The organism is Pseudomonas koreensis (assembly GCF_024169245.1).
GTDB classification, from domain to species: Bacteria; Pseudomonadota; Gammaproteobacteria; order Pseudomonadales; family Pseudomonadaceae; genus Aquipseudomonas; species Aquipseudomonas koreensis_F.
Genome location: NZ_JALJWP010000001.1, coordinates 729,378 through 755,681, shown reverse-complemented (window position 1 = coordinate 755,681; position 26,304 = coordinate 729,378). Strand labels below are relative to the sequence as shown.

Annotated in this window: 22 protein-coding genes; 7 read left to right on the top strand and 15 right to left on the bottom strand. The window is 61.4% G+C overall.

The window, feature by feature from the left end; genetic code table 11:
- Position 1: 1 nt before the first annotated feature.
- Positions 2-889 carry an acyltransferase gene (locus tag J2Y90_RS03535; protein WP_253496563.1) on the bottom strand — a complete coding sequence of 296 codons (888 nt, stop codon included), beginning with the start codon at positions 887-889 and terminating at the stop codon, positions 2-4.
- Positions 890-1,147: 258 nt separating this feature from the next.
- On the opposite strand from J2Y90_RS03535, the gene J2Y90_RS03530 reads away from it, so the two are divergent.
- From J2Y90_RS03530 to creD, 4 genes are all read left to right on the top strand, one after another.
- Positions 1,148-1,654 (top strand): ATP-dependent zinc protease family protein, encoded by a 507-nt coding sequence (locus J2Y90_RS03530; RefSeq protein WP_016772839.1) that lies wholly within the window; start codon positions 1,148-1,150, stop codon positions 1,652-1,654.
- Between the two features lie 69 nt (positions 1,655-1,723).
- The gene (creB, locus tag J2Y90_RS03525; RefSeq protein WP_253496560.1) at positions 1,724-2,404 is read left to right on the top strand and encodes a two-component system response regulator CreB; all 681 of its coding nucleotides are present in this window, start codon (positions 1,724-1,726) and stop codon (positions 2,402-2,404) included.
- Complete coding sequence (gene creC, locus J2Y90_RS03520) at positions 2,404-3,822, top strand: two-component system sensor histidine kinase CreC (RefSeq protein WP_253496557.1); 1,419 nt, start codon at positions 2,404-2,406, stop codon at positions 3,820-3,822. Before creB ends, creC begins: the two co-directional genes overlap by 1 nt.
- 171 nt (positions 3,823-3,993) lie before the next feature.
- Complete coding sequence (creD, locus tag J2Y90_RS03515) at positions 3,994-5,361, top strand: cell envelope integrity protein CreD (protein ID WP_253496553.1); 1,368 nt, start codon at positions 3,994-3,996, stop codon at positions 5,359-5,361.
- A 181-nt stretch (positions 5,362-5,542) separates the two neighbouring features.
- On the opposite strand, the gene J2Y90_RS03510 is transcribed toward creD, so the two are convergent.
- The 8 genes from J2Y90_RS03510 to J2Y90_RS03475 all read right to left on the bottom strand — a co-directional run bounded on the left by J2Y90_RS03510 (position 5,543) and on the right by J2Y90_RS03475 (position 14,760).
- Positions 5,543-6,172, bottom strand: coding sequence for a glutathione S-transferase (locus tag J2Y90_RS03510; protein WP_253496550.1), 630 nt, complete (start codon positions 6,170-6,172; stop codon positions 5,543-5,545).
- A 180-nt stretch (positions 6,173-6,352) separates the two neighbouring features.
- Positions 6,353-6,532 (bottom strand): DUF4175 domain-containing protein, encoded by a 180-nt coding sequence (locus J2Y90_RS03505; RefSeq protein ID WP_253496547.1) that lies wholly within the window; start codon positions 6,530-6,532, stop codon positions 6,353-6,355.
- Entirely contained in the window at positions 6,529-7,659 is a 1,131-nt protein-coding gene (locus J2Y90_RS03500; protein WP_253496544.1) for a PepSY-associated TM helix domain-containing protein, read from the bottom strand. The genes J2Y90_RS03505 and J2Y90_RS03500 overlap by 4 nt, the downstream gene beginning before the upstream one ends.
- A 74-nt stretch (positions 7,660-7,733) precedes the next feature.
- On the bottom strand, positions 7,734-10,172 hold the full coding sequence (locus J2Y90_RS03495) for a TonB-dependent siderophore receptor (RefSeq protein WP_253496541.1): 2,439 nt from the start codon (positions 10,170-10,172) through the stop codon (positions 7,734-7,736).
- A 259-nt stretch (positions 10,173-10,431) separates the two neighbouring features.
- On the bottom strand, positions 10,432-11,406 hold the full coding sequence (locus tag J2Y90_RS03490; protein WP_253496538.1) for a FecR domain-containing protein: 975 nt from the start codon (positions 11,404-11,406) through the stop codon (positions 10,432-10,434).
- Positions 11,403-11,879 (bottom strand): RNA polymerase sigma factor, encoded by a 477-nt coding sequence (locus J2Y90_RS03485; RefSeq protein WP_253505040.1) that lies wholly within the window; start codon positions 11,877-11,879, stop codon positions 11,403-11,405. The genes J2Y90_RS03490 and J2Y90_RS03485 overlap by 4 nt, the downstream gene beginning before the upstream one ends.
- Before the next feature lie 242 nt (positions 11,880-12,121).
- Positions 12,122-12,829: a 3'-5' exonuclease gene (locus tag J2Y90_RS03480; RefSeq protein ID WP_253496535.1), complete on the bottom strand. Its 708-nt coding sequence runs from the start codon at positions 12,827-12,829 to the stop codon at positions 12,122-12,124.
- Complete coding sequence (locus J2Y90_RS03475; RefSeq protein ID WP_367399434.1) at positions 12,826-14,760, bottom strand: putative nucleotidyltransferase substrate binding domain-containing protein; 1,935 nt, start codon at positions 14,758-14,760, stop codon at positions 12,826-12,828. Before J2Y90_RS03475 ends, J2Y90_RS03480 begins: the two co-directional genes overlap by 4 nt.
- Before the next feature lie 255 nt (positions 14,761-15,015).
- On the opposite strand from J2Y90_RS03475, the gene J2Y90_RS03470 reads away from it, so the two are divergent.
- Complete coding sequence (locus J2Y90_RS03470) at positions 15,016-15,462, top strand: response regulator (RefSeq protein ID WP_253496529.1); 447 nt, start codon at positions 15,016-15,018, stop codon at positions 15,460-15,462.
- A gap of 265 nt (positions 15,463-15,727) precedes the next feature.
- Here the strand turns inward: J2Y90_RS03470 and J2Y90_RS03465 are convergent, their stop codons facing one another.
- Positions 15,728-17,905: a malate synthase G gene (locus J2Y90_RS03465; protein ID WP_253496526.1), complete on the bottom strand. Its 2,178-nt coding sequence runs from the start codon at positions 17,903-17,905 to the stop codon at positions 15,728-15,730.
- A gap of 543 nt (positions 17,906-18,448) precedes the next feature.
- Here J2Y90_RS03465 and J2Y90_RS03460 point away from each other — a divergent pair.
- Complete coding sequence (locus J2Y90_RS03460; protein ID WP_253496523.1) at positions 18,449-18,967, top strand: glycine cleavage system protein R; 519 nt, start codon at positions 18,449-18,451, stop codon at positions 18,965-18,967.
- 223 nt (positions 18,968-19,190) lie between these two features.
- On the opposite strand, the gene rarD is transcribed toward J2Y90_RS03460, so the two are convergent.
- The 5 genes from rarD to J2Y90_RS03435 form a co-directional block, all read right to left on the bottom strand.
- Positions 19,191-20,078: an EamA family transporter RarD gene (gene rarD, locus J2Y90_RS03455; protein WP_253496520.1), complete on the bottom strand. Its 888-nt coding sequence runs from the start codon at positions 20,076-20,078 to the stop codon at positions 19,191-19,193.
- Positions 20,079-20,271: 193 nt separating this feature from the next.
- Entirely contained in the window at positions 20,272-21,246 is a 975-nt protein-coding gene (locus J2Y90_RS03450; RefSeq protein WP_253496516.1) for a serine/threonine protein kinase, read from the bottom strand.
- Positions 21,247-21,411: 165 nt separating this feature from the next.
- Positions 21,412-23,313, bottom strand: coding sequence for a PhoX family protein (locus J2Y90_RS03445; RefSeq protein WP_253496513.1), 1,902 nt, complete (start codon positions 23,311-23,313; stop codon positions 21,412-21,414).
- Between the two features lie 71 nt (positions 23,314-23,384).
- Entirely contained in the window at positions 23,385-24,149 is a 765-nt protein-coding gene (locus tag J2Y90_RS03440) for a TOBE domain-containing protein (RefSeq protein WP_253496510.1), read from the bottom strand.
- 186 nt (positions 24,150-24,335) lie between these two features.
- On the bottom strand, positions 24,336-25,070 hold the full coding sequence (locus tag J2Y90_RS03435; RefSeq protein WP_253496507.1) for a ComF family protein: 735 nt from the start codon (positions 25,068-25,070) through the stop codon (positions 24,336-24,338).
- Between the two features lie 91 nt (positions 25,071-25,161).
- Between J2Y90_RS03435 and bioB the strand changes: the two genes are divergently transcribed.
- Positions 25,162-26,217 carry a biotin synthase BioB gene (gene bioB / locus J2Y90_RS03430; protein ID WP_253496503.1) on the top strand — a complete coding sequence of 352 codons (1,056 nt, stop codon included), beginning with the start codon at positions 25,162-25,164 and terminating at the stop codon, positions 26,215-26,217.
- Positions 26,218-26,304 lie beyond the last annotated feature (87 nt).

Here is a 26,304-nt window from a genome sequence, read left to right as displayed (position 1 = left end):
TTCAGCGGCGCTCGTTGCGCAACGCGACGATGCGCTGATCCTTCTCGGTCCAGAGCTGGTTGACCCAGTTCTGGACGCGCTGGCGGAACGCCGGATCCTTCTCGTAATCGCCCTGCCACAGCGCCGGGTCGAGCTCGCGGGTCTTGATGTTGATGATCACCCGCGGCACGTTGCCGCTGATCAGGTCCCAGAAGCCCGGAATCTTTTCCTGCGGATAGACCACCGTCACATCGAGCATCGCGTCGAGCTGTTCGCCCATCGCCGCCAGCACGAACGCCACACCGCCGGCCTTGGGTTTGAGCAGATGGCTGAACGGTGAATCCTGCTGTGTGCTTTTCGCGAAGGTGTAGCGGGTGCCTTCCAGATAATTCACCACCGTCACCGGTTGGCGCTTGAACAGCTCGCACGCCGCTTTGGTGATTTCCAGATCCTTGCCCGCCAGTTCCGGATTCTTCGCCAGAAAGGCTTTGGTGTAGCGCTTCATGAACGGGTAATCCAGCGCCCACCACGCCAGACCGAGAAACGGCACCCAGATCAGCTCTTTCTTGAGGAAGAACTTGAAGAACGGCGTGCGTCGGTTGAGGGTCTGGATCAGTGCCGGAATATCCACCCACGATTGATGGTTGCTGACCACCAGATACGACGTGTCGCGGCGCAGATCGTCGCCGCCGCGAATGTCCCACTGCGTCGGAATGCACAGCCGGAAGATCAGCTTGTCGATCTCGGCCCAGGTCTCGGCGATCCACATCACCGCCCACGATGCGTAATCACGCCAGCGCCCGGGTGCGACCAGTTTGAGCAGGGCAAACACCATCAACGGCCCGATCAGGATCAGGGTATTGAGCAACAACAGCAGGGTGACGAAACAGCCGGTGAGCAGGCGGCGCATAAGCAACTCTATGAAGTGGCAGGGGCGGGCCATGATAAGCAGCTTCGCGCGACAGGCCAAATCGGCGCTGACGAATGTTTCACTTCAGTCCCGTTAACCTGATCGTTCCCACGCTCTGCGTGGTAACGCCGTCCGGGACGCTCCGCGTCCCCTGTGACGCAGAGCGTCACTGGATGCATTCCCACGCAGAGCGTGGGAACGATCAACCGCGCGACGGTCTAAACTGCCGTTGCCCAACCTCCCAAGGAAGCCCCTTACGTGAAATCCCTCCTTGCTCTGTTTGCCCTCGTCGCGCTGCCGGTCATGGCCGCCGAGCCGACGCTGTACGGTCGCTACGAATACATCGCGCTGCCGGAAATCGGTGGCGAAGTGCTCAAGGCCAAGATGGACACTGGCGCGCTGACCGCCTCGCTGTCGGCCAAGGACATCGAGACCTTCACCCGCGATGGCGAAGACTGGGTGCGTTTCCGCCTCGCCACCAAGGACGCCAGCAACAAAGTCTTTGAGCACAAGGTCGCGCGCATCAGCAAGATCAAAAGCCGTTCCGACGAGGACGATGAAGAGCGCGACAGCAGCGATGTCGCCAAGCGCCCGGTGGTCGATCTGGAACTGTGCCTGGGCAACGTCAAGCGTACCGTCGAGGTCAACCTGACCGACCGCAGCCACTTCAACTACCCGCTGCTGATCGGCGCCAAGGCCTTGCGCGAGTTCGGCGCGGCGGTCAATCCGGCGCGGCGCTATACCGCCGACAAGCCTGACTGCTAAGTGGTCTGATTGACGTAACCCCGGGCTTGGGGCACCGTTCGCGCATTACCTGCCACGGGCTCGGACGCCATGCCGCACATCCTGATTGTCGAAGACGAAGCGGCGATTGCCGACACGCTGATTTTTGCCTTGCAGGGCGAGGGCTTCACCACCACGTGGCTGAGCCTCGGCGTGGCGGCGCTGGAGCATCAGCGGCAAACCCCGGCCGACCTGATCATCCTCGATATCGGCCTGCCGGACATCAGCGGCTTCGAAACCTGCAAGCAGCTGCGGCGCTTCACTGAAGTGCCGGTGCTGTTTCTCAGTGCCCGCGATGCCGAGATCGACCGCGTGGTCGGCCTCGAGATCGGCGCCGACGATTACGTCGTCAAGCCGTTCAGCCCGCGAGAAGTGGCGGCACGGGTCAAAGCCATCCTCAAACGCATGGCGCCGCGTCCAAGCCCGGAAACAGGCTCAACGCTGTTTCGCATCGACCCCGAACGCGTGCAGATCAGCTATCGCGGCCAACCGCTGAGCCTGACCCGCCATGAATTCCGTCTGCTGCAATGCCTGCTCGAACAACCCGAACGCGTGTTCAGCCGCGAGCAATTGCTCGATGCACTGGGCGTTGCCGCTGATGCCGGTTACGAGCGCAGCATCGACAGCCACATCAAAAGCGTTCGCGCCAAGTTGCGTCTGGTACGTGCCGAGGCCGAGCCGATCCAGACCCATCGCGGCCTCGGTTACAGCTACAGCCCGGGGCACAGCTGATGTCGTTGGGGCTGCGGATCTTTCTGGTGTACGTGCTGTTTGTCGGCCTCACCGGCTATTTCGTGCTCAACACGGTGATGGAGGAAATCCGTCCCGGCGTGCGCCAGTCCACCGAGGAAACGCTGGTCGATACCGCCAACCTGATGGCAGAAATCCTGCGCGACGATTTCAAGGCCGGCACCCTCAGCGAGAACCGCTGGCCGCAACTGCTCCGTGCCTATGGCGAGCGCCAGCCGCAAGCGACCATCTGGGGCTTGCCGAAGAACCAGGTCAACCACCGCATCTACGTCACTGACGCCAAAGGCATCGTCGTGCTCGACTCCAGCGGCGTTGCGGTCGGCCAGGATTATTCGCGCTGGAACGATGTCTACCTGACCCTGCGCGGCGAGTACGGCGCGCGCTCCAGCCGCAGCGATCCTGACGATCCGAGCTCTTCGGTGATGCACGTTGGCGCGCCGATCCGTGACAACGGCAAGATCATCGGCGTGGTCACCGTGGCCAAGCCCAACAGCTCGCTGCAGCCCTATGTCGATCGCACCGAGCGGCGCTTGCTGTTTTACGGCGCCGGACTGATCGGCCTCGGCCTGCTGTTCGGCGCCTTGCTGTCATGGTGGCTGAGTCGTGCGCTGCACCGTTTGACCGGTTATGCCCAAGCGGTCAGCGAGGGCCGGCGCGTGGAAGTGCCGCACTATCGCGGCGGCGAACTGGAACAACTGGCGACGGCGGTCGAGCAGATGCGCACCCAGCTCGAAGGCAAGGCCTACGTCGAGCGCTATGTGCACACTCTGACCCATGAATTGAAAAGTCCGCTGGCGGCGATTCGGGGCGCGGCAGAGTTGCTGCAAAGTGAGATGCCGCCCGTCCAGCGTTTGCGCTTTGTCAGCAACATCGACAGCGAAAGCGCGCGAATGCAGCAGTTGATCGAGCGCCTGCTCAATCTGGCGCAGGTCGAACAACGCCAAGGGCTGGAAGAGCGCGTGGCAGTGCCGCTGGCGCTGTTGGTCGCAGAACTGCTCAAGGCGCAGGCAGCGCGGATCGAGGGCAAACAACTGCGTGTCGAGCAAGCGATCGGCGAGGATCTGCTGCTGATTGGCGAGCCGTTTCTGCTCCGTCAGGCCTTGGGCAATCTGCTGGAAAACGCACTGGATTTCACACCTATGCAGGGCCTGTTGCGCCTGAGTGCCGAGCGGGTTGGCGAGCAGATCGAGTTTCGCCTGTTCAACCAGACCACGGCGATTCCCGATTACGCCTTGCCGCGTTTGACCGAACGCTTCTACTCGCTGCCGCGCCCGGATAGCGGGCGCAAGAGCACCGGGCTGGGGCTGAATTTTGTTGAAGAGGTAGTCAAATTGCATGGCGGGGCGATGCGCATTGGCAATGTCGAGGGCGGGGTTGAGGTGGTGTTGCACCTGCCTTGAGATAGCCAAAAGATCGCAGCCTTCGGCAGCTCCTACATTTGGAATACGGTACGACTGTAGGAGCTGCCGAAGGCTGCGATCTTTTGATCTTTCCACACAATCTCCATATTCCCCCCACATTCCCACCACACCGCATCAGCAGACTCCCCCCATTCAAACAGGGAGAGTCCCATGAACAAGAATCTGACCATCAAGCTCGGCGCGATTGCCTTGCTGATCCTGCTGTTGCTGATTCCGTTGCTGATGATCGACGGCATCATCGATGAGCGTCAGCAACTGCGCGACGGCGTGCTCGAAGACATCGCCCGCAGTTCCAGTTACAGCCAGCAACTGACCGGGCCGGTCATGGTGGTGCCGTATCGCAAGGTGGTGCGCACCTGGAAGACCAACGAAAAAACCAACAAGCGCTACGAAGAAGTCAGCGAGGCGCGCGGGCGTCTGTACTTTCTGCCGGAGCGCTTCGAACTCGACGGCCAGGTGCAGACCGAGCTGCGCAAACGTGGGATTTACGAGGCGCGCCTGTTCCACGCCGACAACCGCATCGATGGGCATTTTTCCCTGCCGGCGCAGTTGGGCATCAAGGAAAACTTTGCCGATTATCAATTCGACGCGCCGTTCCTCGCCGTGGGGATCAGCGACATTCGCGGCATCGAAAAGGCGCTGCAACTGGAGCTCGCCGGCCAGCAGCTGGATTTCGTGCCCGGCAGCGAAGTGGCCTGGATCGGTGAGGGCGTGCATGTGATCCTCCCGGCCCTCGACGCCAGTAAAGCCACGCAACTGACGTTCGGTTTCGACCTGCGCCTGCAAGGCACCGGCTCGCTGCGCGTGGTGCCGGTGGGCAGGACCAGCAGCGTCAGCCTCGCCGCCAACTGGCCGCACCCCAGCTTCGTCGGCAACTTCCTGCCGGCCAAGCGCGAGATCAACGATCAGGGTTTCAGCGCCGATTGGCAGACCTCGTTTTTCTCCACCAACCTGCAAGAAGCGATGGAACGCTGCGTCGCTGGAGACTGTGATGCACTCAACGGGCGCAGCTTCGGCGTCAGTTTCATCGACCCGGTGGATCAGTACCTGAAAAGCGATCGGGCGATCAAATACGCGCTGCTGTTCATCGTCCTGACCTTCGCCGGTTTCTTCCTCTTCGAAGTGCTCAAGAGCCTGGCGGTGCACCCGGTGCAATATGCCCTGGTCGGTGTCGCGCTGGCGTTCTTCTATCTGCTGCTGTTGTCGCTGTCGGAACACATCGGCTTTGCTCTGGCGTATCTGTTGTCGGCCAGTGGCTGCGTGCTGTTGATCGGTTTCTACGTCAGCCACGTCTTGCGCAGCGCGCGGCATGGTTTGAGTTTTTCGGCGGGGCTGGCGGCGCTGTATGGCCTGTTGTACGGATTGCTCAGCGCCGAGGATTACGCGCTGCTGATGGGCTCGCTAATGCTGTTCGGTCTGCTCGGGGTGTTCATGGTGCTGACGCGCAAACTGGACTGGTACGGGATTGGCACGAAGTCGGCCAAGCCGCTGGAGTTTGATGTGGAGGCGATGCAATGAGCGGGTTGAGAGCTGAGCGCAGGGAAGTAGCGGTGTTGCTGACGCTGATTTTTGCAGCGCTGCCGCCAGAACCGAGGTGGTGCATTCGCGAGCAGGCTCGCTCCCACAAGGGATTCGGGTATGGCATCCATCCTGTGGGAGCGAGCCTGCTCGCGAAGAGGCCGGAACAGGCAGCGCAGCTTTAAGGCTTGGGCATTGTCGCCACCATGGACGGTCGCTGACTCACTTCGAAATACCAGTTGGCCAGTTGCGGGTTGGCCGCCCGCCAGTCCATGTCCGGGAAGCGCAGGTCCAGATAGCCCAGTGCGCAGGCCACGCTGATCGCCGCGACATCGAAATGGCTGGTCAGCTCGGCAATCGCTTCGTTCTCGAGCACGGCGAGGGCGCGGCGAATCTTGTCGCGCTGGGCGTCGAGCCATTCGTCCCAGTGTTTTTCCATCGGGCGCAGGACGGTTTCGTAACGCACCATTACCGAGGCATCCATGATCCCGTCGGCCATCGACGCCAGGGTCAGGCGCCGCCAGCGCGCCGCGCCTTCACGGGGGATCAGCGGGTTGCCGACGTGCTGCTGGTCGAGGTACTCAAGGATGACGCGGCTGTCATGGATGACATTGCCGTCGGCCAGGCGCAGGGCGGGGATTTTGCTCAACGGGTTGTCGGCGATCAGCGCCGGGTTCGGGCTGACCGGGCTGAGCACACAGTCTTGCAGCGCGACACGATCCTGCTGACCGGTTTCGTGCAGCAGCACCATGACCTTGCGGACGAAGGGCGACAGGGTGTTGTGGTACAGGGTCATGCTGGGGGCGGACATGGATGAACCTCGGTGGTCGGCGAAGAGCAGGAGATTAGCCTAATCACATCACGCTCGGCTGGCGAGGATTCGATGGTGTGCTGACTGACGCCTTCGCGAGCAAGCTCGCTCCCACATTTGAAATGCGTTCCCCTGTGGGAGCGAGCTTGCTCGCGAAGGCGCCATGTCAGGCAACAATAATCACCCGCGCTGCAGCAATCCCTTCATGGCCAAAACCGCGGGCACGCCAAGGCCGACCCAGCTCAACGCATCCCAGATCCCGTCCCCGAGCAACGCCGCAAACAGCCCCGCCACACTGAGCAGGGCGATCACGATCGGTGTGCTGAAGACTTTCCAGAAACTCGACTGACGCGGCTTCATGCCGAGGCCTCCGCCGTTTCCAGCACAGGCTTGGACGCCTTGCGCCGCACCACCCACAGATACACTCCGCTGGTCAACACGATAATCGTCAGCACGTCCAGCGTCGCCCAGAGGATCTTCATCGGCATGCCGCCGTAGTCACCAAAGTGCAGCGGCTGCGACATGCCCATGGCGTCCATGTACCACGGCCGTTCGGCCACGGCGGTGACCTGCAAGGTCGTGGCGTCGATCAGCACCGGCGTCAGCAGGTGCGAGGTCAGGTGCGTGCCGCCCTTCATGAATACCGAGTAATGGTGCTCGCTGGAAAAGCGTGTGCCGGGGAAGGCGATGAAATCCGGTTTCATCCCCGGTGCGACTTCCTCCGCGATGTCGAGCAGCCGCGTGGCCGGCGCCAGTTGCGTCAGCGGCGGGGCATCGCGATACGGTGCGATCAGCGTGGTGAGCGCATCGTTGCGCCACGCGGCGATGAGCAGATCGGCGCAGGCGCTGATCACTCCGGTCACACCCACCACCAGGCACCAGGTCAGGGTCACGACGCCGATCAGGTTGTGCAGATCGAGCCAGCGCAGGCGGGTTGATTTGTCCTGGCGCACGGTGCCGAATTTCAAGCGGCGCATGAACGGCAGGTACAGCACCGTGCCGGAGACGATCGCCACGACAAACAGCACACCCATGAACGCCAGCAGCAACTTGCCCGGCAGCCCGGCGAACATGTCGACATGCAGGCGCAGGATGAACAGCATCAAACCGCCGTTGGCCGAAGGCGTTTCCAGCGCTTCGCCAGTGCGCGCGTCGAGCATGAAGGTGTGCGATGAGTTCGGCTCGGTGTCAGCGGTCTTGGCCATGATCGCGAACGCCGCGTTCGGGTCTTCGTCGTCATAACCGAAGTACTGCATGACTTGGCCCGGGCGATGTTTCTGCGCGGCATCGACCAGTTGCTGCAGATTGAGTTGCGGCGTGTCGGCCGGCATCTCGCGCAGCTCCGGGGCGTTGCCCAGCAAGTGATCGATCTCGTGGCTGAAAATCAGCGGCAGACCGGTCAGTGCGAGCATCAGCAGAAATACCGTGCAGATCAGGCTGGTCCAGGTGTGGATGAACGACCAGCGGCGGATGGTTTTACTTTTCATTGCATGACCTTCAAAAACACCAAAGCCGCCCGGTGCGGGCGGCCTGGGAACAGGGCCTGTTTCAGCTCACTGGCTTACCACTTGTAAGTGGCGCTGGCGACGACACTGCGCTGGTCGCCGTAGTAGCAGTAGAAGCTGTCGCAGGTGGAAATGTAGTCCTTGTCGAACAGGTTGGTCGCGTTCACCGCCAGCGACGCACCTTTGAGGCTGTTGTCCAGACGGCCCAGATCATAATGCACGCTGGCGTCGAACACGGTATAGGCATCGGCCTTGCCCAGCCAGGTGTTGGCCTTGTCGCCGTAGGTGTTGCCGGTGTAGCGCACGCCGGCGCCAACGCCGAAACCGTCGAGCACGCCGCTGTGCCAGGTGTAGTCGGTCCACAGCGAGGCTTGCTGGTTGGGCATCAGTTGCAGGCGGTTGCCCTTGTCGACACCTTTTTGCACTTCGGATTTGGCCAGGGTGTAGGCGGCGATGACTTTCAGGTTGTCGGTAACGTCGGACACGGCTTCCAGCTCCAGCCCTTTGACCTTCACTTCACCGGTCTGGCTGGTCACCGAGACGTTATTGACGAAGGTGTTCACCGCGACGTTCTTTTGGGTCAGGTCATACACGGCGGCGCTCAGCAGGGTCTTGCTGCCCGGCGGCTGGTATTTGATGCCCAGTTCCCATTGCTTGCCTTCGGTCGGCTTGAGCGAGCCGGTCGAGGTGGCGTCGGCGCCCGTAGTCGGCTGGAACGATTCGGCGTAGGACAGGTACGGCACGAAGCCGTTGTCGAAGACGTAGCTGAGCGCCGCATTGCCGCTGAACTGCTTGTCACGCTGGGTATTGGTGGCGTCACCCTTGTTGAAGAATTCGGTGCTGGTGTGCACCCAGTCTTCACGCCCGCCGAGGGTCAGGCGCCACTGGTCGAGAGCCATCTGGTCCTGCACGTAGAGACCGGTCTGGTAGGTCTTCTGGTTGTAATCGTAAAACGCAGTGGAGCGCGCCGGACGTACGATCGGCTGGCCGTAGACCGGATTGTTGACGTTGATGCTCGGCGCCGAACCGAAGATTGACGTGTAGTTGGTGTTGCTGCGCTGATGATCGAGACCCAGCAGCAAGGTGTGGCGGATATCACCCGTGGCGAAGTCGGCCTGGAAGTTGTTGTCCACGGCGAACTGGCTGATGTCTTCATCGGCGTTGGTGGTGCTGCGACCGACATTGCCCTGATCGTCCACGGTAAATCCGGCAAACGACGGGTTGTAACTGTTGACGGTGACGGTCTGGAACGACAGGTCAGATTTGGTGTAGCGCAGATTCTGCTTGAACTGCCAGACATCGTTGAGCCGATGTTCGAAGGCATAACCAAGCGCGTAATAGGTGCGGTCGTAATAATCGTAGTCGGGATCGCCCAGGTTTTTGTGATGGGAAATCTTGCCAAATGGCATGTCGATCCTGGTGCCCTGGATCGGATAAAACTGGCTGGTGACGCCGGTATCGTCGCGGGTGAACTGCGTCAGCAGAGTGAACCTGGTGTCGTCGTCGATGTTCCAGGTCAGGCTCGGTGCGATGTTGTAGCGCTTGTTGTCGATGTGGTCGATTTGCGTATCGCTGTCGCGCACCACGCCGCTGAGGCCATAGAGGAACTGCCCGGCCTCATCGATCTTGCCGGTGCTGGCGAAGTTGATCTGGCGGTGATTGTCGCTGCCGTATTGCAGCTGGATTTCGCTGCTGGCCTCGGCGCTCGGGCGACGGCTGACCATGTCGAGCAAACCGCCCGGCGGGGTCTGGCCGTACACCGACGAGGCCGGGCCACGGAGCAGGGCGAGGCGGTCGAGGTTCCAGGTTTCCTGTTTCGGGTTGGCGTACACGCCTTTGGGCAGCGGCAGGCCATCGAGGAACTGGGTCGGTTCAAAGCCGCGCACGCGCAGCCAGTCGGCCCGGGTGTCGCTGCCGTAGCTGCTGGCGGTGATGCCCGGCATGTAGCGCACGGCATCGTCGAGGCTGTGCACGCTGCGGTCGTCCATTTGCTGGCGCGTGGCAACAGAGATCGAACGCGGTGCTTCGACCAGTGCGGTGTCGGTCTTGGTGCCAGCGGCGGTGCGGGTCGCGGTGTAGCCTTCGACGGGGCCCCAGGCACTTTCCAGATTTTCCACGCCGATGACCGCGGTTTCCGGCAGGGCCAGCGTACCTTCCGGCACGGCCACCAGGGTGTAGGTGCCAGCGCTGCTTTGCTCCAGTTGCAGACCGGTGCCGCGCAACGCCGCGCGCAGGGCGCCGGCGGCGTCGTACTGGCCATTGACCGGCGCCGAGGTCTTGCCTGCTGCCAGTGCCGGATTCAACGACAGGGCGAGGCCGCCCTGGCTGGCGATCTGGTTCAGCGTGGTCGACAGTGGCGCCGCCGGCAGGTTGTAGGCGCGCACGCTGGACGCTTGCTCCGCGGCGAGCAACGCAGTGCTGATCAGCGGCGTGCCGAAAGCGATGGCAAAAGCCAGCAGACTGGGGCGCAACAAGGTGTCTGGCGAACGGGACATACGGCGGCTCCTGAATGGAAATATTTCTCAATTGCCTGTGTGCCGGATGAGATTGGAAAAGTGATAGGGCTGGGTGGAAATTCTTTTTTTGCTGGAAATGGTTGTGCGGCTGATGGCGCCTTCGCGAGCAGGCTCGCTCCCACATTGATCGTTCCCATGCTCCGCGTGGGAATGCCTCAATGGACGCTCTGCGTCCGCTTCGGCAGGGACGCAGAGCGCCCCGGGCTGCATTCCCACGCAGAGCGTGGGAACGATCATGTCAAGGGGAGGAGGTCTCAGCCTTCGCCACGGTGACCCAATAGGGCGTATGCCGCTCGATCTGCACCGGCAGGGTCGGCAGCAATGCACTCAGCGCCTTGTCGGTGTCGTGCAACGGAAAGCTGCCGGTAATCCGCAGTTCGGCCACTTCCGGCGCCACGCCCAGATGCCCGTGGCGGTAGCGCCCCAACTCATGCACCAGATCGCCCAGCCGCGCGTTGTCGACCACCAGCATGCCGCGCGTCCAGGCATCGGCGCCGGGGGCGAGGGCGACGATCGAGCCCAGCCCGTCACTGCGCAGCAACACCTGTTGGCCTTCGCGCAGAATCTGTTCTTGCGGGTCGGCCTGGGCATGCGCCGCGACCGCCGACTGCAACACGCTCAGGCGCGTGCCATCGTCCTCGCGCTTGACCAGAAACCGCGTGCCCAGCGCGCGCATGCTGCCTTCGCGGGTTTCGACGATAAACGGCCGCGCATCGCCATGCCCGGTTTCGACGAGGATTTCGCCTTCCTGCAACACGATCAAGCGGCGCTTGTCATCGAAGCGCACGTCGACCGCGCTGTGGGTATTGAGATTGAGCAGGGTGCCGTCGGACAGGCGCACGGTGCGCTGTTCGCCGGTGGCCGTACGCTGATCGGCGAGCCAGTAATCCAGCGGCAGATAACGCTCACTGACAAACAGACCGAGACCGATTATCACGACGACACTGGCCAGCCCGCTGCCGAGTTTGCGTATGCGCCGGCGGATGCCTTCGCGCGATTGCAGCAACGCACTGCGCGCCGGGCCCTTGGCGACGCTGAAGCGCTGATCGAGCATGCCCAACTGACGCCAGGCGCGGGCGTGTTCTTCATGGGCCGCGTGCCATTTGGCGAACTCCTCGCGCTCCAGCGCGGTGCTCGAATCGAGGGTCAATTGCCAGGCAATCGCCGCGTCCAGCACATGGGCCGGCACCGGGCGCGAACTGGCCGCGGTCATGTCGGCTCACCGTAAAGGGCGATGTAGCACTGGCGCAGGCCTTGGGCCAGATACTGGCGCACGCGCGGCACCGAGACGCCGAGTTTGCCGGCGATCTCGGCGTGGCTGAGGCCGTCGAGGCGGTTATACAGGAAGGCCGCACGAGCCTTAGTCGACAACTTGCCGAGCAGGCGATCGATGGCTTTGAGGTCGTCGAGGATCATTTGCTGTTCTTCCACCGATGGCTGTTCGCCCTCGGGGATCAGCATCAGTTCGGTGAGGTAGGCCTGTTCCAGCGCGGCGCGGCGGAAGTAGTCGAACAACAGGCCTTTGGCGATCGCCACCAGAAACGCCCGCGGCTCGCGCGGCGTCAGCAATTCGTCGCGGTTGAGCAGGCGCACGAACGTGTCCTGACTCAAATCCTCGGCGCGCTGCGGGCACGCCACATTGCGCCGCAACCACGCCAGCAGCCAACCGCGATGGTCGCGATACATCGCACCGACGAGCTCACTGTGGGGGTTGGGCACTGACGACACCGGACATCACCGATTGGGAAATGTTAACTAACGAGAATAGTTCGCGATTCTGGCAGAGGTGGGAATGGTTAGCAATTGGCCACTGGTCAGGTGATATGGTCGCATGCCCCCGTAGGAGCTGCCGCAGGCTGCGATCTTTTGATCTTGCTGTTTATAAAATCAAAAGATCGCAGCCTGCGGCAGCTCCTACAGGGGTAGTGCTAGAAAGAGTGAGTTTGTTGCCTGCGCTTCCACTGACTCAACCGCTGCTGCAGCTGCAACGGGCTGTCAATCTGCTGCGCCCGCGCCCGGCTGAACAGAATCAATGCCAGTTCCGCCGTGGCCAATGCATCGGCACTGGCGTTATGCCGTTCGAACACTTGAAGGCGAAACCACTCGATCCACTCATCCAGCCCGGCCTCGCGAATCTGTGCCTGCGGACACAGCAGCGGCGCAATGTCCGCCACATCCAGAAACACCTGCTGCAGCTTATGCCCCAGATGTTCCTTCAGGGCACGCCCGAGCATGTGCTGATCGAACGGCGCATGAAAAGCCAGCACCGGACTGTCGCCGATGAACTCCAGCAACTCCAGCAATGCTTCCGCCGGATCACTACCCGCGGCAATCGCATTCGGCCCGAGGCCATGAATCAGCACGCTGGGGCTGAGCTTCAATTCCCGGCATTGCAAGGTCCTTTCGAACTGCTGGCGGAAATCGATCGCGCCGTCCTCGATCACCACGGCGCCGATCGACAACACACGGTCCCTGTTGATGTTAAGGCCGGTGGTTTCCAGATCCAGCACCACCCAGCGCTGCTCGCGCAGGCTGCATGCGCTCAGCTCGGTGATGCTCGGCAATTGCGCCAGTCGCTGCGCAAACGCGGCCGGCACGACGGGACTGGCCGGGCGCAGCCAGGAAAACAGGCTCATAGCTGATACCGCAACGTCAGGCTGCTTTGCAGGCGCTGCGCCTGCCGCAGGGATTCGCGCAGGATGCGCCGGTCGAGGTGATTGAGGCTGTCAGGATCGACGCGGTTGGAGTACGGCTGGTTCTCCCGGGTCTGCAGCTGGTGCTGCTGCATCCGCGTTTGCTGAATGAAGTGATAGGCCTCTTCATACGCCGCGCCGTCGAGTGGCTCGATAACTTCTTTATCCACCAGTTGGCGGAAGCGTTCGAGGGTGTTGTTGGCGTCGATGCCATTGGCCAGCGCCAGCAGGCGGGCGCCGTCGACGAACGGCGTCAAACCCTGGATTTTCAGGTCCAGCGTGGCCTTCTCGCCGTTCTTGCGGGCCAGCACGAATTCGCGGAAACGCCCGACCGGGGGGCGATTGCGCAGGGCATTTTCGGCGAGCATGCGCTGGAACAAACGGTTGTCACCGACCTGATCGAGAATGCCCCGGCGCAATTGCTCGCAGCCTTGCTCATCGCCCCAGACCACGCGCAGGTCGAAATAAATGCTTGAGCCCAGCAGGTTCTCCGGCGTGGCTTCACGGATGAACGCCGCAAAGCGCCGCGCCCACTCGGCCCGCGACAAGCACAGCTCGGGATTGCCGGCCATGACGTTGCCCTTGCACAGGGTGAAGCCGCACTGCGCCAGGCTCTGGTTGATATGCTGGGCGATCGGCAGCAGCTTGCCGCGAATCTCCGCCGCGTGCGCCGCATCGCGGGCGTCGAAGAGAATGCCGTTGTCCTGATCGGTGTGCAGTGTCTGCTCGCGCCGGCCCTCGCTGCCGAAACACAGCCAACTGAACGGCACCCCCGGGTCGCCTTTTTCCGCAAGAGTCAGTTCGATCACCCGGCACACCGTGTGATCGTTGAGCAACGTAATGATGTGGGTGATCTGCGTCGACGACGCGCCGTGAGCGAGCATGCGTTCGACCAGTTGGCCGATCTCGCCGCGCAGGGTCACCAGTTGTTCGACCCGTTGCGCGCTGCGGATGGTCCGGGCCAGATGCACCAGATCGACCCGTTGCAGGGAGAACAGGTCACGTTCGGAAACCACCCCGCACAGGCGCTGATCCTTGACCAGACACACGTGGGCGATATGCCGCTCGGTCATGGCGATCGCCGCATCGAATGCGCTGTGATCCGGCGACAGACAAAACGGCGATCGGGTCATGTGCTGTTCGATGGCGTCGCTGAAATCGCCGACACCTTCGGCCACCACATGGCGCAAATCGCGCAGGGTGAAAATTCCCAGCGGCGCCTTGTGCTCGTCAACCGCGACGATGCTGCCGACCTGTTGCTCGTGCATCAGCTTCACCGCTTCACGCAGTGGCGTATCGGCGCTGCAAGTCACCGGATGGCGCATCGCAAGTTCACCGAGGCGGGTGTTCAGCGAGTACTGAGTGCCGAGGGTTTCCACGGCTTTTTGTTGCACTTGCTGGTTGACCTGATCGAGCAGGCTGCTGACCCCGCGCAGGGCGAAGTCGCGGAAGGTGCTGGAGAGGGCGAACAGTTTGATGAACGCCAGTTTGTTCAGTTGCAGGCAGAAGGTGTCTTCGCCGGCGAGGTGCTCGGTGCGTGTGGCGCGCTCACCGAGCAGCGCCGCCAGCGGAAAGCATTCGCCGGTGGTGATTTCGAACGTGGTCTCGGTGCCGGGCCTGGTGATGTGCTGGCGTTCGCCGACCACCCGACCCTGTTTGACGATGTGAAAGTGTTCGACCGGGCCGTCGGCCGGTTTGATGATGCTCTCGCCCTGGGCAAAAAAACGCAGCTGACATTGCTCCACCAGATAGGCGAGGTGGGCGTGTTCCATCTGATTGAAGGGCGGGAAGCGCTGAAGGAATTGCAGGGTGCCCTGAATATTCTGCAAAACCGCGGTTTTCCCTGCCTGGGTGAAGGCGTCCGCTTTGCTCATAACCATTACCGCAGTCTTTTTCGAATTGTTGTTGTCGGATCGTTGCGGCCATGGTCGACCCCGACGGGCAGGGTGCCCATTGGACGTAAGTCTAGGTTTTGCCACCATCGGCCGATTTTCGGAAATAACCTACGCAAAAGCTCGGAAAAGCTCGTCGTAGCCCCTTGGAAAAAAATCCGACGAAGTGCACATTGAAGCGCTGTCCGGCGATGTCTGACGACTTGCCAGGGATTGATTGAACATTTAGAGAGCGCCATGTCCGACCACGATATTTTGAGCGACGCCGAGCGTGAAGCGCTCAGCGCAGTAATGCTCGAACCCGATCTGCCGCCGCAGCGTGTGTTGATCGTCGACGACGACAAGGACGCCCGCGAGCTGTTGTCGGAGATTCTCGCGCTCGATGGCATTCATTGCATGACCGCAGCCAGCGGTGAAACGGCGCTGAAAATGCTTGAGCAAAAGCCCTCGATCGGGCTGGTCATTACCGATTTGCGCATGGGCAATGTCGATGGCCTCGACCTGATCCGCCAGGTGCGCGAATCGGTGCGCGCAGCGATGCCGATCATTATTGTGTCGGGCGATGCCGATGTGAAAGACGCGATCGCGGCGATGCATCTGAGCGTGGTGGATTTTCTGCTCAAGCCGATTGATACGGGGAAGTTGTTGGGTTTGGTGAAACACGAATTGGGTATAGAACCCTAGAAGCCCCTCACCCTAACCCTCTCCCGGAGGGAGAGGGGACTGACCGCGGTGAATATTGTGGTACACCGACCTGAGACTCCTCAGTCGAACTCCGGTTCTGAAAAGCACAAAGATCGGCTCCCTTTCCCCCTCGCCCCCTTGGGGGAGAGGGTTGGGGTGAGGGGGTTGGATCTGCGCAGCTCCGCCAAGCCGACGCCGAGCACATAAACAAAAAAGGCCCTGATCTCTCGATCAGGGCCTTTTTCATTTCAACCATCAACGTACGTTACAGACCATTCGCGGCCTTGAACTCACGACGACGACGGTGCAGCACCGGCTCGGTGTAGCCATTGGGCTGCCTGGTGCCTTCGATCACCAGTTCGACGGCCGCCTGGAAGGCGATGTTGCTGTCGAAATCTGGTGCCAGCGGGCGATACAGCGGGTCGTTGGCGTTCTGACGGTCGACCACCGGCGCCATGCGCTTGAGGCTTTCCATCACTTGCTCTTGGGTGACGATACCGTGGCGCAGCCAGTTGGCGATGTGCTGGCTGGAGATACGCAGCGTCGCACGGTCTTCCATCAGGCCAACGTCGTTGATATCCGGCACTTTCGAGCAACCGACGCCCTGGTCGATCCAGCGCACCACGTAACCGAGAATGCCCTGGGCGTTGTTGTCCAGTTCGTTCTTGATCTGCTCCGGCGTCCAGCTCGGGTTGACCGCCAGCGGGATGGTCAGAATGTCGTCCACCGAGGCGCGGGCACGTTTGGCCAGTTCGGCCTGACGCGCGAACACATCGACCTTGTGGTAGTGCAACGCGTGCAGCGCAGCGGCGGTCGGCGATGGCACCCAGGCAGTGTTGGCGCCGGCCAGCGGATGAGCGATCTTCTGTTCGAGCATCGCCGCCATCAGATCAGGCATCGCCCACATGCCTTTACCGATTTGCGCACGACCCTGCAAGCCAGTGCTCAGACCGATATCGACGTTCCAGTTTTCGTAGGCGCCGATCCACTTCTCGGCCTTCATGTCAGCCTTGCGCACTACAGGGCCGGCTTCCATGGAGGTGTGGATTTCGTCGCCGGTACGGTCGAGGAAACCGGTGTTGATGAACACCACGCGTTCGCTGGCGGCCTTGATGCAGGCCTTGAGGTTGACCGTGGTGCGGCGCTCCTCGTCCATGATCCCGACTTTCAGGGTGTTGCGCGGCAGGCGCAGGACATCTTCTATACGCCCGAACAACTCGTTGGTGAACGCTGCTTCTTCCGGGCCGTGCATCTTCGGTTTGACGATGTACACCGAACCGGTGCGGGTGTTGCGCCGCGAGGTGTTGCCATTGAGGTTGTGCATTGCCGCAAGACAGGTCACCAGACCATCGAGGATACCTTCCGGTACTTCGTTGCCTTGACTGTCGAGGATCGCGTCGATGGTCATCAGATGGCCGACGTTGCGCACGAACAACAGCGAACGACCGTGCAGGGTCACTTCACCGCCATTCGGCGCGGTGTAGGTGCGATCGGGGTTCATGGTACGGGTGAAGGTCTGGCCGCCCTTGGCGACTTCTTCCGACAGATCGCCCTTCATCAGGCCGAGCCAGTTGCGGTAGATCAGCACTTTGTCGTCGGCATCGACGGCGGCCACGGAGTCTTCGCAGTCCATGATCGTGGTCAGCGCCGCTTCCATGAGGATGTCTTTGACGCCGGCGGCATCGGTCTGCCCGACCGGGGTGCTGGCATCGATCTGGATTTCGAAGTGCAGGCCGTTGTGCTTGAGCAGAACTGCGATCGGCGCGTTGGCATCGCCCTGGAAACCGATCAACTGAGCGTCGTCGCGCAGACCGCTGTTGCTGCCGCCTTTCAGAGTGACGACGAGTTTGCCGTCAGCGATCTTGTAGCCGGTCGAATCGACGTGGGAGCCCGCGGCCAGTGGCGCGGCTTCATCGAGGAAGGCGCGGGCGAAGGCGATGACTTTGTCGCCACGCACCCTGTTGTAGCCTTTGCCTTTTTCCGCGCCGCCGTCTTCGCTGATCGCGTCGGTGCCGTAGAGGGCGTCGTACAGCGAACCCCAGCGGGCATTCGAGGCGTTGAGTGCGAAGCGCGCATTCATCACCGGCACTACCAGTTGCGGACCGGCGGTGCGGGCGATTTCGTCATCGACGTTTTGCGTCGTGGCCTGGAAATCAGCCGCTTCTGGCAGCAGATAACCGATCTCTTGCAGGAAAGCTTTGTAGGCCACGGCGTCGTGCGCCTGGCCGGCATGCTGCTGATGCCAGGCATCGATGCGCGCCTGGAAGTCATCGCGTTTGGCGAGTAGGGCTTTGTTCTTCGGCGCCAGGTCGTGGATGACCTTGTCGGCACCTTCCCAGAATTGTTCGGCGGTGAGGCCGGTACCGGGAATGGCTTCGTTGTTCACGAAGTCGAACAGGACTTTGGCGACCTGCAGGCCACCGACTTGAACGTGTTCAGTCATTGCTTGCCTCACTCTGCTCAGCTATTTCGCTTTTCAGCTCGTCAATTTAACAATGAAGCTTCCGGCCATTTAAACCACAAACCTGCCGACCAGTACATGCCATTGCAGGCGGCTGGGCCAGGACCAATCAACGGCTTGGAGGCCTTGCTGACGGGGCTTTCAGGGTTGCGAAGGACCTTGGGCAGACATCGATCCAGCGTTATGTAGTGCGCGCTGCGGCATACTACATGATGAGTTGCGCTTGTGAAAATCAGACTAATTACGTCGTTCTGCGACCTCATGACGCATTGCGGTCACGTCGCGGAGCGCGATGTTCTCAAAAAAGTGTTGGATTGTTCCAGCTAAATATCGAAAGTTGTACACGATTTGTTTTTCGGACATGTCGCTGATGCCACTATTCGCGAGCAGGCTCGCTCCCACATCTGCAATGCGATCCGTGTGGGAGCGAGCCTGCTTGCGAAGGGGCCAGTCAACTCAACGCAAAACCAGCCCTTGCCTATACTTGCCCTTCGTTAACAAAAGTCATGCACAGAGGGCTGCGCCATGGACCATCTCGTACTCACCGTTTTCGCCGCGGACAAGCCCGGGCAGGTCGAACGCGTCGCCCAATGCATCGCCGAGCACGGTGGTAACTGGCTGGAAAGCCGCATGTCGCGGATGGCCGGGCAGTTCGCCGGGATTCTGCGCGTGGGCGTTCCGGCGGAGGCTTACGATGAACTGGTCGACTCCCTGCAGGCGCTGTCAGCGCATGGCATCCGCGTGTTGATCGCCGAGAGCGCTGTCGAACAATCCTGCACCTGGAAACCGATCGCCATGGAACTGGTCGGCAATGATCGCCCGGGTATCGTCCGTGATATCACCCAACTGTTGGGTGAGCAGGGCGTGAACCTGGAACGGCTGGTGACTGAGGTGCGCCCGGCACCGATGAGCAGCGAGCTGCTGTTTCATGCCGAGGCGATTCTGGCGGTGCCGCTGACGCTGTCCCTGGATGAGTTGCAGGCGCGCCTGGAAACGCTGGCCGACGAGTTGATGGTGGAACTGGTGCTACGCACCGAGGATTGAACGCCGCAGAGGTTATTCAGGTTTAACGTGCACCTGCCTGTGGATAACCTGTAGAGACAGGCCGCCACGCCACGGCGGCTGTGGCTTTGCGCCCGTTGATCAAAAAACCGCCAACATTCAGTGACTTGCGCACAAACGGCGGGGATCACGCTGTGGATAACCTTGGGAAGGAACGATGCAGGCCACGAGAACTGTGGCCTGCGGAGGTTTGTGCGTTTTTTGATCAGGCGCGTCGGCGCAAACTTATCCACGCATCGACGCTGTACACCGCCAGACCGGCCCAGATAAACATGAAGGCGACCAGCGTGCTGGACGACAAATGCTCGCCAAACAGCAGCACGGCCTGCAGTAGCACCAGGGTCGGCGCGATGTATTGCAGGAAACCAATGGTGGTGTAAGGCAGATGGCGGGTGGCGGCGTTGAAACACACCAGCGGCACCAGCGTCACCGGGCCGGCGGCCACCAGCCACCACGCCTCGGACGTAGTCCAGAAGGCAGGTTGCACGCTGGTCGCAGTCTGATTGAACAGCAACCACGCAATCGCAATCGGCACCAGCATCCAGGTTTCCACCACCAGCCCCGGCAACGCCTTGACCGGCGCCTGCTTGCGGATCAGACCGTAGAAACCGAAGGTCAACGCCAGCGCCAACGAGACCCACGGCAAACTGCCGACCTGCCACACCTGTTGCGCCACACCCACCGCAGCCAGACCCACCGCCACCCACTGCATACGCCGCAGTCGTTCGCCAAGGATCACCATGCCCAACAGCACGTTGACCAGCGGATTGATGTAGTAACCCAGACTCGCCTCGAGCATGCGGCCGTTGTTCACCGACCACACGTAAGTCAGCCAGTTCGCAGCGATCAGCGTACCGCTCAATGCGAGGATCGCGAGACGTTTGGGGTTGTCCAGCAACTCGCGCAACCAGCCGGGATGTTTCCAGACCATCAGCAGCAACGCACCGAACAGCGCTGACCACAGCACCCGATGGATGATGATCTCGACTGCCGGGACTTCGGCGATGGCTTTGAAATAGATCGGGAACAGGCCCCAGATGATGTAGGCGCTCAGGCCCAGAATGTACCCGCGACGCGGGTTGGCGGCTTGCATGCAGAATCCTTGCTCAGGCAACTGACAAAGGAGGGATTGTAAGGAGATTTGTCTGCAAGTGAGTTGTGAATTTGTGAACACAGTTCAATTGTAGGAGTGAGCCTGCTCGCGATAGCGCCGGGTCAGCCAACATCAATGTTGAATGTCCGTCCGCTATCGCGAGCAGGCTCACTCCTACAGGGGGCGGGGTGAATCAGAAGAGTTTCAGCGGTTCTTCATTGAGCGCCGACAGCTGCTCGCGCAACGCCAGCACCTGATCGCCCCAATACCGTTCCGTACCAAACCACGGAAAGCTGTGCGGGAACGCCGGGTCGTCCCAGCGCCGCGCCAGCCAGGCGCTGTAATGCATCAGGCGCAGGGCGCGCAGCGGTTCGATCAGCGCCAGTTCGCGCGGGTCGAAATCGTGGAACTCGTTGTAGCCGTCCATCAATTCCGACAGCTGCCCCAGACACTCCTGACGATCGCCGGCGAGCATCATCCAGATGTCCTGCACCGCCGGGCCCATGCGGCAGTCGTCGAGGTCGACGATGTGAAACATCTCGTCGCGGCACATCATGTTGCCGGGGTGGCAGTCACCGTGCATGCGGATGTTCCGGTGCGGCGTGGCGGCGTAGACATCTTCGACGCGTTTGAGCAGGTCGCGGGCCACCGACTCGTACGCCGGCAGCAGGCTTTTGGGGATGAAATTACCTTCGAGCAAAGTGTTTAGCGAAGCATGGCCGAAGTTCTCCACGGCGAGCGCTTCGCGATGTTCGAACGGCTTGGTGCCGCCCACCGCATGCATGCGCCCGAGCAACTGGCCGAGGCGATACAGCTGATCAAGGTTGCCCGGCTCCGGCGCGCGCCCACCTCGGCGCGGAAACAGGGTGAAGCGGAAACCGGCGTGCTCATGCAGGGTTTCGCCGTTGTGGATCAATGGCGCCACCACCGGAATGTCGATGTCGGCCAGTTCGAAGGTGAACTGGTGTTCTTCGAGGATGGCCTCGTTGGTCCAGCGCTGCGGACGGTAGAACTTGGCGATCAGCGGCTCGGAGTCTTCGATGCCGACCTGATACACACGGTTTTCGTAGCTGTTGAGCGCCAGAATGCGCGCGTCGCTGAGGAAACCGATGCTTTCAACGGCATCCAGGACAAGATCGGGGGTGAGGGTTTCAAACGGGTGGGCCATGCTGACTCCTGCGCGCAGCAGGCTGCTGCGTCCGGCTCGGCATGGTAACGCAGATGGCAGCGGGGGAGGTGGTTGGTGTCTGGTCGGTCCTTTCGCGAGCAAGCTCGCTCCCACAGTGGATCGCATTCCAAATGTGGGAGCGAGCTCGCTCGCGAAGGCGATGGATCAGGCGCCGACGATCCCGCCATCCTCGCGGGTAATCGCCATCACCGAAGACCGCGGTTTGCCATTGGGCAGATGCTCGGGGAAGGTCGAACCACCGTTTTCGCCCGGATGCTGAATCCCGACAAACAGGGTTTTCTGATCCGGTGAGAAGCTGATCCCGGTCACTTCGCAACCCACCGGCCCGACCATGAAACGGCGAATCTCACCGGTCGCAGGATCGGCGCAGAGCATCTGGTTGTTGCCCATACCGGCGAAGTCGCCAGCGTTGCTCGAGTCGCCGTCGGTGAGAATCCACAGGCGTCCGGCCTTGTCGAAACCCAGACCGTCCGGGCTGTTGAACATGTTCTGCGGGGTGATGTTCGATGAGCCACCCTTCGGCGTCCCGGCATGCACGCCCGGGTTGCCGGCAACCACAAACAGATCCCAGGCAAAAGTCTTCGAGCCGTGATCGTCGCGGTCGGTGCGCCAGCGCAGAATCTGCCCGTAGACGTTCTTCTCGCGCGGGTTCGGCCCGCCGACTGGTTGCCCGTCTTCGCCGCGCTTGGCGTTGTTGGTCAGGGTGCAATAGACCTGACCGTCCTTGGGGCTGACCACGATCCACTCCGGGCGGTCCATGCGTGTGGCGCCAACCACGCTGGCGGCAAGGCGCGCGTGGATCAGCACTTCAGCCTGATCGGCAAACCCGCTGCTGGCGTCGATGCCGTTCTTGCCGTGAGTCAGTTCGATCCACTGACCCTGACCTTTCGGGTGATCGGGGTTGCCGTCACCGGCATCGAATTTCGCCACATACAGGGTGCCGTGATCGAGGATGTCGCGGTTGGCCTTTTGATTGCGGTGATTGATGCGGTCGCGGCTGACGAATTTGTAGATGAACTCGCCACGCTCGTCGTCGCCCATGTACACCACGGCGCGACCGTCATCGGTCTCGGCCAGTGCGGCGTTTTCATGTTTGAAGCGGCCCAGTGCGGTGCGTTTGACCGGAGTCGATTGCGGGTCGAACGGATCGATCTCGACAACCCAGCCGTGGCGGTTGAGTTCGTTCGGGTTCTTGGCCATGTCGAAGCGCGGGTCGTGCGGGTGCCAGTTGATGTCTTTGCTGCTGGCGACGACGCCGTAGCGTTTTTGCGCGGCGTCGAACTGCTGCTGGGCGTTGCTGCTGCCGAAGCAGTCGGTGAAGTTTTCTTCGCAGGTCAGGTAGGTGCCCCATGGCGTCTTGCCGTTGGCGCAGTTCTGGAACGTGCCGAGAACTTTCTTGCCGTGCTTGTCGGCGGCGGTTTTCATCAAGTCGTGGCCGCGGGCCGGACCGCTGATGCGCAGCGGCGAGTTGCCGTGGATGCGACGGTTGTAGCGCGAGCCCTGGACGAACTGCCATTGGCCGTTCTTGCGCTGCACTTCGATCACCGACACGCCTTCACACGCCAGCGCCTTGCGCACGTCTTCGGCCGATTGCGGCATGCCGCCGTGGGGATACAGATAACGGTAGTTGGTGTATTCGTTGTTGATCGCCATCAACGCGCGGTTCTTGTCGTCGGGGAAGGCGAACAGGCTCATGCCGTCGTTGTTGTCGCCGAACTGCACTTCCTGGGCGGCGGCGGTGCCATTGCCGCTCGAGTCGAAGGCCGGGCCGTTCTTTTGCAGCGGCTGGCCCCAACTGATCAGCACCGACGACTTGTAGCCTTTTGGCAGGCTGATGGCGTCGGTGGTCGCTGCCGGGATGCTCTCGAAACCGAGCAGACGGCTGTTGCCGGCGCTGACGCTGGCGGCCATGACGCTGCGGGTCAACAGGTTGCCGCCCAGGAACATCGCCGCGCCGCACAACGCACCGGCGCTGATGAAACCGCGACGGCTGAGGCCGACCATTTTTTCCAGATCAGTGGATTGGTTTTCTTCTAATAGGCTCACATCAGGCTCCCTGCTTGGTTTATGGCCAACACCTTAATGCGGGTCGATGACGCTTTCGTTGCAGAGGCGAATCAGAGCGGCGTGCCGATCAGCACGTTGGACGGCGCGCATTGCACCTGCACCGCAGACCCCACGGCGAGTCCCTGATTGCGCAAGTGCAGCGGTTCGGCCAAGGCGCAAAGAGTGTGGCCGTTGGGCAGGGAAATGCGTACTTCGCTGGGGCCGTCCTCGGCGTCAAGAACGGCTTCGATGATGCCTTTGAGAAGATTATGACCGGGCGTTGCAGGCTGTTCGGCGCCAAGCAGTTCGAGCCAACCGGCCTTGATCAGCGCCACGACTTCAGTACCGGGCTGCAGCTCCAGATGCATGCTGCTGTCGTGGGTAATCTGCGCATCAAGACCAATGCCTTCGGCCAGTTCGAGGCGGATCAGATCGTTGCGACCTTGTGCCTGAATCGCCACGACCGTGCCGTGCAGCTGATTGCGCGCGCTGGTCCTGAGCATCAGGCGCCCGAGCAGATCCAGATCGCTGGCGTCTTCCGCCGCTTCCAGCACTTGTGCCTGCAACGCCTGCAATTTCTGATACAGGCGCAGCACCCGTTCGCCCTCGCTGGACAGCCTGGCGCCACCGCCACCCTTGCCGCCCACCACGCGCTCGACCAAGGGTTTTTGCGCCAGGTTGTTCAGCTCATCGATCGCATCCCACGCCGCCTTGTAACTGAGCCCCGCACTCTTCGCCGCACGGGTGATCGAGCCCTGCTCGGCGATGTGTTGCAGCAGGGCGATGCGTTGCGGACGGCGGACGATGTGTTGGGAGAGCAGGGAGGGCAGGGACATGGCAGAACGCTTCTGGCTCGGGCGATGAAATGGACGTTGGCTACTTGCAACGTACGAGTCAAGCCCGACACACATCCCCTGTAGGAGTGAGCCTGCTCGCGATAGCGGTAGATCAGTCAGCATCGTTGTTGGCAATACCGGCGCTATCGCGAGCAGGCTCACTCCTACAGGAGAATGGTGTTGGGCTCAGGTGCCAGGCTTCGGCGTGCGGGCCAGGCAATACACATCGACCCGCGCCGCACCTGCGTTCATCAACAATCGCGCCAGTGCCTGAGCGGTCGCGCCGGTGGTGAGGACGTCGTCAACCAGCGCGAAATGACGGCCCCTTACCTGCGCCTCAGGTGCCAGCGCGAAGGCATTGCGCAGATTGCGTTTACGCGCCTTGGCGTCGAGATCTTGCTGGGCATCGGTATCCATGATTCGCCGCAGTACCTGTTCTTCACACGGCAAATCCAGCGAAACACTCAACCAGCGCGCGAGCATCGACGCCTGATTGAAACCTCGTCGCCGAAGACGTTTATTCGCTAGCGGCACCGGCAGCAACACATCCGGGCGCGGTAAGTCCTCTTCGAAGCGATGCTGCAGGTATTGACCGAGAACGTCGGCGAGCAGGTGACCAAACGGCCATTTCGCGTTGTGTTTAAAGCGTGTGATCAAACTGTCCACCGGGAATGCATAGACCCAAGGCACGGCGACCTGCTCGAAGGCCGGCGGCTCTAGCAGGCACTCGCCGCAGGTCAGGCCATCGGCAGCCAGCGGCAAAGCGCAGCTCTGGCAGTGGCTGCCGAGCCAGGGCAGTTCGGTTTCGCAGGCCACGCATATTGGCATTTCTGCTTCTGCCGGCTCGTCGCATAACAAGCAGGACTGTACGTTTTTTAAACAGATGTAAACCTGACCTTGGTATTGTGGTTGACAGCGCATCGCTCTTCCTTAAATATGCCGAACATCCGTGTAGCGCCTGTGGGTATTCCGTTTTCCCCGGCGCCGGCCAAGCATAACCAAGGAATTGCCCATGAGCGCGAGCACCACCGCCACCCTGCGTCACGATTGGTCTCTGGCCGAAGTCAAAGCACTCTTCGTACAGCCATTCAACGACTTGCTGTTCCAGGCGCAAACGGTGCACCGCGCACATTTCAACGCCAACCGCGTGCAGGTCTCGACGCTGCTGTCGATCAAGACCGGCGCTTGCCCGGAAGACTGCAAGTACTGCCCGCAATCCGGGCACTACAACACCGGTCTGGAAAAAGAAAAACTAATGGAAGTGCAGAAGGTCCTCGAAGAAGCGGCCCGGGCCAAAGCCATTGGTTCGACGCGGTTCTGCATGGGCGCAGCGTGGAAGCATCCATCGGCGAAAGACATGCCGTATGTGTTGAAGATGGTGGAAGGCGTTAAAGCCCTGGGCCTGGAAACCTGCATGACCCTCGGGCGTCTCGATCAGGAGCAGACCGAAGCGCTGGCCAGGGCCGGTCTCGATTACTACAATCACAACCTCGACACCTCGCCGGAGTTCTACGGCAGCATCATCACCACCCGCACTTACAGCGAGCGTCTGCAAACGCTGGCCTACGTGCGTGAGTCGGGAATGAAAATCTGCTCCGGCGGCATTCTCGGCATGGGCGAGTCGCTGGACGACCGCGCCAATCTGCTCATCCAATTGGCCAACCTGCCGGAGCATCCGGAATCGGTGCCGATCAACATGCTGGTGAAAGTCGCCGGCACGCCGCTGGAAAACGCCGAAGACATCGACCCGTTCGACTTCATCCGCATGCTCGCCGTGGCGCGCATCCTCATGCCGCAATCCCACGTGCGCCTGTCCGCCGGGCGTGAAGCGATGAACGAGCAGATGCAGGCCCTGGCCTTTTTCGCCGGCGCCAACTCGATTTTCTACGGCGACAAATTGCTCACCACCGCCAACCCGCAGGCTGACAAGGACATGCAGCTGTTCGCACGCCTCGGTATCCAGCCGGAGGCCCGTGAAGAGCACGCCGATGAAGTGCACCAGGCGGCGATCGAGCAGGTACTGGTGGAGCAGAAGAGTAGCGAGCAGTTCTACAACGCTGCCATCTGACCGCTGCTGAAATGCAAAACCCTGTAGGAGCTGCCGAAGGCTGCGATCTTTTGACTTTGACTTTCTAAAACAAGATCAAAAGATCGC

Excerpts from the sequence above, each read along its gene's own strand:
- J2Y90_RS03500 (WP_253496544.1), bottom strand. The coding sequence starts at position 7,659 with ATGAAAAGTAAAACCATCCGCCGCTGGTCGTTCATCCACACCTGGACC.
- J2Y90_RS03460 (WP_253496523.1), top strand. The coding sequence starts at position 18,449 with ATGGACCATCTCGTACTCACCGTTTTCGCCGCGGACAAGCCCGGGCAG.
- J2Y90_RS03510 (WP_253496550.1), bottom strand. The coding sequence starts at position 6,172 with ATGTCCGCCCCCAGCATGACCCTGTACCACAACACCCTGTCGCCCTTC.
- J2Y90_RS03480 (WP_253496535.1), bottom strand. The coding sequence starts at position 12,829 with ATGAGCCTGTTTTCCTGGCTGCGCCCGGCCAGTCCCGTCGTGCCGGCC.
- J2Y90_RS03475 (WP_367399434.1), bottom strand. The coding sequence starts at position 14,760 with ATGAGCAAAGCGGACGCCTTCACCCAGGCAGGGAAAACCGCGGTTTTG.
- creB (WP_253496560.1), top strand. The coding sequence starts at position 1,724 with ATGCCGCACATCCTGATTGTCGAAGACGAAGCGGCGATTGCCGACACG.
- J2Y90_RS03435 (WP_253496507.1), bottom strand. The coding sequence starts at position 25,070 with ATGCGCTGTCAACCACAATACCAAGGTCAGGTTTACATCTGTTTAAAA.
- bioB (WP_253496503.1), top strand. The coding sequence starts at position 25,162 with ATGAGCGCGAGCACCACCGCCACCCTGCGTCACGATTGGTCTCTGGCC.
- J2Y90_RS03490 (WP_253496538.1), bottom strand. The coding sequence starts at position 11,406 with ATGACCGCGGCCAGTTCGCGCCCGGTGCCGGCCCATGTGCTGGACGCG.
- J2Y90_RS03505 (WP_253496547.1), bottom strand. The coding sequence starts at position 6,532 with ATGAAGCCGCGTCAGTCGAGTTTCTGGAAAGTCTTCAGCACACCGATC.
- J2Y90_RS03495 (WP_253496541.1), bottom strand. The coding sequence starts at position 10,172 with ATGTCCCGTTCGCCAGACACCTTGTTGCGCCCCAGTCTGCTGGCTTTT.
- J2Y90_RS03450 (WP_253496516.1), bottom strand. The coding sequence starts at position 21,246 with ATGGCCCACCCGTTTGAAACCCTCACCCCCGATCTTGTCCTGGATGCC.
- J2Y90_RS03535 (WP_253496563.1), bottom strand. The coding sequence starts at position 889 with ATGCGCCGCCTGCTCACCGGCTGTTTCGTCACCCTGCTGTTGTTGCTC.
- J2Y90_RS03470 (WP_253496529.1), top strand. The coding sequence starts at position 15,016 with ATGTCCGACCACGATATTTTGAGCGACGCCGAGCGTGAAGCGCTCAGC.
- J2Y90_RS03485 (WP_253505040.1), bottom strand. The coding sequence starts at position 11,879 with ATGTATCGCGACCATCGCGGTTGGCTGCTGGCGTGGTTGCGGCGCAAT.
- rarD (WP_253496520.1), bottom strand. The coding sequence starts at position 20,078 with ATGCAAGCCGCCAACCCGCGTCGCGGGTACATTCTGGGCCTGAGCGCC.
- J2Y90_RS03440 (WP_253496510.1), bottom strand. The coding sequence starts at position 24,149 with ATGTCCCTGCCCTCCCTGCTCTCCCAACACATCGTCCGCCGTCCGCAA.
- J2Y90_RS03465 (WP_253496526.1), bottom strand. The coding sequence starts at position 17,905 with ATGACTGAACACGTTCAAGTCGGTGGCCTGCAGGTCGCCAAAGTCCTG.
- creD (WP_253496553.1), top strand. The coding sequence starts at position 3,994 with ATGAACAAGAATCTGACCATCAAGCTCGGCGCGATTGCCTTGCTGATC.
- creC (WP_253496557.1), top strand. The coding sequence starts at position 2,404 with ATGTCGTTGGGGCTGCGGATCTTTCTGGTGTACGTGCTGTTTGTCGGC.